The 5,577-nt window shown below is 70.0% G+C and carries 4 protein-coding genes; all 4 read right to left on the bottom strand.

The window, feature by feature from the left end:
* Positions 1-76: 76 nt before the first annotated feature.
* On the bottom strand, positions 77-1,360 hold the full coding sequence (locus AC1DKV_RS39915; RefSeq protein ID WP_477139692.1) for a formylglycine-generating enzyme family protein: 1,284 nt from the start codon (positions 1,358-1,360) through the stop codon (positions 77-79).
* Positions 1,361-1,500: 140 nt separating this feature from the next.
* A complete protein-coding gene (locus AC1DKV_RS39920) occupies positions 1,501-2,535 on the bottom strand; it encodes a LysR family transcriptional regulator (RefSeq protein ID WP_441619259.1) in 1,035 nt (344 codons plus the stop codon).
* Between the two features lie 394 nt (positions 2,536-2,929).
* Positions 2,930-3,886 carry a SphA family protein gene (locus AC1DKV_RS39925; RefSeq protein WP_441619257.1) on the bottom strand — a complete coding sequence of 319 codons (957 nt, stop codon included), beginning with the start codon at positions 3,884-3,886 and terminating at the stop codon, positions 2,930-2,932.
* Between the two features lie 181 nt (positions 3,887-4,067).
* Positions 4,068-5,577, bottom strand: a 1,510-nt coding sequence (locus tag AC1DKV_RS39930; protein WP_477139693.1) for a hypothetical protein, incomplete at its 5' end; no start/stop codon positions are given.

Raw genomic sequence — 5,577 nt, forward strand, 5'->3', positions numbered from 1 at the left:
GCCGCGAGCCCGGCGGCCTGGCATCGGCGCGCGTGGCAGGACAACAACGTGAAACGCGKCATGGCCGGCTCCTCCCTCAGTGGCGCGCGGCAGGCTGGCCCGCCGTGGCCTGCGCCAGCGCCGCTTGCCCCTGCTCGCGCAGGGCCTCCCATTTGGCGTCGTCCATGACCAGCCGGAAACCCAGGTGCGACATGCTGTTGTACKGATCGGTGCCGCGCCGGGCGCTGGGCCGGTAGCTCAGGCAATAGTCTTCATTGCAGAGGAAGGAGCCGCCGCGCGTGACCCGCTTGGGCGCCGTCACCGGCACGCCAGGGTCGGCCGGGTCCCACGACTGCGCGGGACCCGCCGGAGAATCGATGGTGCGCCTGGCCACGGCCTCGCGCTMGAACTGGTCGGCGCGATACCAGTCGGCCACCCATTGCCAGGCGTTGCCGGTCATGTCGGACAAGCCATAGCCGTTGGGCGGGAAGGTGCCGGCCGCGCTGGTGCCGAGCGCGCCGCCCGCCTTGGCGCTGACCACCGGGAATGGCTGCGCCTGCTGGCCCTGCCAGACATTGGCCATCTGCTTGCCGTCGGGCGCGAACTGGTCTCCCCAGCCGTAGGTGGCCTGCTCCAGGCCGCCGCGCGCGGCGAACTCCCATTCGGCCTCGGTGGGCAGCCGCTTGCCGGCCCACTTCGCATAAGCCTGCGCATCTTCGTAGGAGACCTGCACGACGGGGTGATCGTCCTTGCCCGCGATACTGCTGTCGGGGCCGCCGGGATGGCGCCAGTCGGCGCCGGGCACGTAGCGCCACCAGCGCGAGTAATCCTGCAGCGGCACCGGGCCGGCGGTACCGACGAACACCATGCCACCCGCCACCATTGCGCTGTCCGGCGGCCGCGGCGTGCCAGGCGGCAGCTGGACCCTCAGGGTTTCCCAGTCGGGCGGCTTCTCCGCGGTGGTGACGTAGCCGGTAGCCTGCACGAACTTGCGGAATTCGGCATTGGTGACGTGGTGCTGGTCCATCCAGAAACCGTGCACGCGCACCTTGTGCGCGGGCCGCTCGTTGGGCTGCGCCAGCTTGTGGTCGCTGCCCATCAGGAACTCCCCGCCGGGCACATGCACCATGCCGGCCGGGCCGTGGACGCCGTCGCCGGCTTGCACACCGACTGGCCGGGCCGCGTCCGTGCCGCCCCGCCAGTAAGAAAATGCGCCGCCTGCCGCCACCGCCACGCACAGCAACGCGCCGCCGAGCAGAACGCTGCGGCRCCGCAGCGCCGCGCTGGCCGGCAGTGCCGCCGCCGGCGCCATGGCCGCGTTTGCCGTGCTGGCCCCGGCCATCGCCTCGTTGCGCCGTTTGCTGTTCCGGCTCCGTCCCATCCCGCCTCCTGCCGTAGGCAATGCAAAGATATCCTCACAACTGCGCAGCCATGCTCGCAAATCGCACGGCAAAACGGAAATCAATTCTTTGCGCCTTCGATCTGAATGATTTCATCGTCGCGGTACGGCATCGGCCAGCCTCATGCCGGCACCGCGGCTTCCGTGTCGTAGCGGGCATTGGGCAGCGCCGCCGCCAGGCTGCGCTGCAACTGCGCGCGTACCCTGTGCGCGGTGCGGCGCAAGGCCGGATCGTGCGCGATGGCAGCGATGCACAGCTCCACCGGCGGCGGCTGGCCGAACAGGCCGGACGTGGGCAGCACGGCGAAATCCCGTGCCTGCAGCGCGCTTTCCAGTCCCGGTGCAGGCAGCAGGATGGCCGCCGGCCTGGCCTGCGCGAGATCGAGCAGCGCCTCCATCGAGAGCGATGAAACCCGCGCTGCGCCCAGCGCGCTGACCGTGTGGATCCAGTTGTCGATCTGGCCGGAGAGGCCGAGTAGCGCTTCCGGGATCAGGCATGGCGCGGCCCCGCCAGCCGCACAGCGAGGGCCGGCATGCGAGCGGCAGAACACCGGAATCAGCGAGCTTTGCATCCTGGCCACCGTGCAGCCCCTGCCCTCCAGGCGGGTCTCGCCCAGCGACACCACGATCTCCAGGTCGCCGCCGGGCTCCGCCTGGCCTTGCCTGGCATGCGACAAGCTGAGCCGGCTGACCGGCACCGTGGTCCTGACCACCTTGACCACCAGCTCCGCGGCGAGATCGATCGGCCCCGCCAGGCGCACGCGCGCCAGCCCGACGCAGTCGGCAAGCGGCGGCGCGCGGCCGGAGCACGCATCGTCGAGAATGCCGAGCATGCGCCGCACCTTGGGCAGGATCTCCAGCGCCCTGGCGGTCGGCACCAGCGCGCCCTTCTCCGCGCCTGGTATGAACAGCGCGCCAAGGCGGTCTTCGAGCGCCTGCAGGTGGTACAGCACCGAGGAGGACTGGATGCCGTTGGCCTGGGCCACGGCGTGCACCGTGCCGCGCTCGGCCAGGTCGACAAAGGTGCGCAGGTAGCGCGTGTGGCCGCGCGGCATCGGCGCGGCCCTGCTGTCGCGCAACTGGGCCACGGCGGGCGGCCGGCTCGCGCCCTTGGTCCTTCGGCCTGACGTGGTCAGGGCATCCGTCGTGTTTCGCATTCCAATCGCCACCGCCGCCCCTTTGGTTTGGCAATTGCAGGGCTTACCTTCGTTGCCATTATCAGAATGAAGGCCGGGGCTGCGTTCTCGCGGACGCCTTCGCCCCTGCGTCTCCGGCTTACCGATTTGCGACTTAGCTAAGCAAAATTAGCTTMTTAATTTGTAGGTGCTGGCAGCGTGTCCCGTAGTGAAAGTTTTCGTAGGCGAGAGAGCGCGGCAGCACATGGCAGCGCACAAAAKAGGGGAAAGTGCTGCGCGGCAGACAGGCGGCGCGATGGCGGTGCCACCCGGCGGCAAAACCGGCCCAATGCCATCACCCATTCGGGTAGCGAAAAAATCGAATTCGCCTGATCCGCAGGGAACGCGCGAAGGGGGCTGGCCAAGCCCTTTTTCGTCAGAACACGACAGTCGCGGTTCCCATGAAGGTACTGGTACTGCTCAGCCGGTTCTGGCTCGATACCGTCGGCACCCAGCGCAGGCCGAGCGAGAGCATGCTCTTCGCGCCGATCTTGCTGTCGTAGGTCACKATCGGCCCGATCGCCCAGTCGTGTCCGCGAAAGCCATTGAGCCGGTCGGCGGTGGGCCCGGTATCGTTGCCAAGCTGCTGGGTGGTGCCGATGATCAGGCCGGCCCCGAAGCCATGGCCGAACTGCCTGGTCAGCATCGTGTCGAGCGTAAACAGCGGCGCGTTCTGGTAGTCCGTTGCGCTGTTGCGCGTGTAGAACTGCAGGCCCGCCACCACGTTGATCTGCATTGCGTACTGCGGCAGGATCCGGGTGTACGCCACTTGCGGGATGAACGTCCAGTTGTTGAGGCTGGGATTGGCCAGGGAGCTGGCGTCGTACTTTCCGGTGGGAGCCCAGATATTGAAGCTCAAGGCGATGTGCTCGGTCTTGGAGAAGTGGTAGCCGGCGATGACCGGCGTGAAAGCGATGTCGAACAGGTTGGATGCCGTGTCCTGCCTGCCGCCCTGCAGGCGGCCCACCGCCACGGTGGCGTTCACCTGGGTCCAGACATAGGGCAGCGTGAAGCTGGAAGCGAAATTCCACGCGCCGGTCTTGGTGTCCCACACCTTCATGATGGTAGCCAGGGTGAAGGCCACCTTGCCATCCACGCCGAGCGTGGTCTGGCCACCGATCGGCACTTCCCGGCCGCCGCCGATGGAACCGTTCAGGTAGATCTCGCCGAGATTGACGGCGAGGATGGGCTCCGGCGCCACGATGCCCGCATTGGGCGTGACGCTGGTGCCCGTGACGGGCCGCCCGAGCGCGCCTTCGGTGGCTTGCGCGTGCGCCGCGCCCAGCAGGAGCGGCAAGGCGATGGCGAATTGCTTGGTCAGCGTGGGGCGCATATTGGGTTCACCTCGGACCGTGGGCGGGGATGCCGTGGCGCCGGCAACGCCGGGCGCCGCGCGGGCGTGCGAAGTATTCTGCGGGGGATCGCACCTGGCCTGAACTGAATGTTTTCCCGGCCGGTGGCAAAGATTTTCKGCAAGGACATATCCCACCGCCCCTGGCCGGCCTCTGTTCCGCTCATGCCCCGCCTGCTAGCTGCCTGCTAGCGCCTGCTAGCTGCCTGCTAACTGCCTGCTTGCTGCCTGCTTGCTGCCTGCTAGCCGCTTGCTCGCCGCCGGGGTTGAGCGGTGGCAGTTCCCGCGCATGGCCGCGCCGCGCCGGCGGCTGCGCGGCGAGCACGTGCCGGGCCTCATCCAGGGACCGGTCGAGTGCCGCATCGACGGCCGGGCCCGCCGCCACGGCTTGCGCGCCACCATAGTTGCTCGCAAGCCACGCCTGGCCCGCCTCCGTGAAAGGCSCACGCGCGGCAGCACGCCCGGCATCGGCCAGCGTGGCCGGACCAGCCAGTCCACTGCCCCGCTTCGCTGCCAGCCGGTCCAGMCAGGCGTAGAGCGCGCCGGGCGCTCCCTGCCCGCTGCCCCGCAAGGCGCGCCGCAGCCGCATGAAGGCAGCCCGCTCCGACCCGTCCCGGGCGAGCAGCCGCCGTCGCCGCGATGCCCGCGCGCGCGCCCACAGCAGGCGCAGGCGTGGCAGCAGCAGCCATGCCGCAAACGCGAGCAACGCAACCGCGACGATGGCCCCCGCCACCTGCCGGACAGCGAAGCGGGAGGTGCCGCCACCCAGCGCCGCCGGGGACTCGCCCGGGATGGCGACGGCCGGCTGGTAGCCCCCGCCCGCCGCCGCGCTGAAATGCAGCGGCGGCACGCTGGCAGTGCGCAAGCGGCCCGCGCGCACGTCCCACCATTGCACGCTGACGCCCGGCAGCGTGTAGCGCCCGGGGCGCTGCACGACGTAGGTGGCCGCATCGATGCGATGGCCGCCGAGGAATCCCTGGCGCTCGCGGCTGATGTCTTCCACGCGCGGCGCCTTGGGATAGACCGCCAGCCCGCTCACCGGCGCGAACACGGTGGGTGGCAGCAGCATGGCCTGCACGCCGTCCGCGCTGATCTCGATGGTGCGGGTGAAGGCGTCGCCCTGCTTTAGCGCCCGCAGGTCACGGTCCAGCGTCTGGCGCACCTCGAGGCGCACGGTGCCGATGGCATTCCCGGCGCCGGGCGGGCGCGGCACTGCCTTGATCGCCAGGGTCAGCGGCGGCGTCCTGACCTTGACCGGGCCGGCGGCCTCGCCCACCTGCAGGGTCAGCTCCAGCGGCGGAATGGCGAGGTCGCCGCMGGACTGCGGCGTGATGATGTAGCTGCGCGACACGCCGAACCAGCGCTGCCCGCCGATGTCCTCGCTCAGGTTGCTGGCATCGTCTCCCGGCGGGCTGACGATGGCGCCCGGGATATCCAGCGCGGGAAAGACCGGCGCCTGCGTGAACCAGTTGGTGGTCAGCGCATCCACCACCAGCCGCACGGGCTGTCCGGCCGCGACCGGTCCGGGCGGTTCCAGGTGGGCGCGCGCCATGCTTGCCGGCCCGTCGCCGGGCGCGGCCAGCGCGGGCAACATCGCCAGCAGGCAAGCCAGCACCAGCACGGCGGCCAKCAGCGCGCGGCGGCTCATGGCGCCGCTCCGCGCGCGCCGGACG

It is taken from the genome of Cupriavidus sp. 05T41, assembly GCF_056396525.1.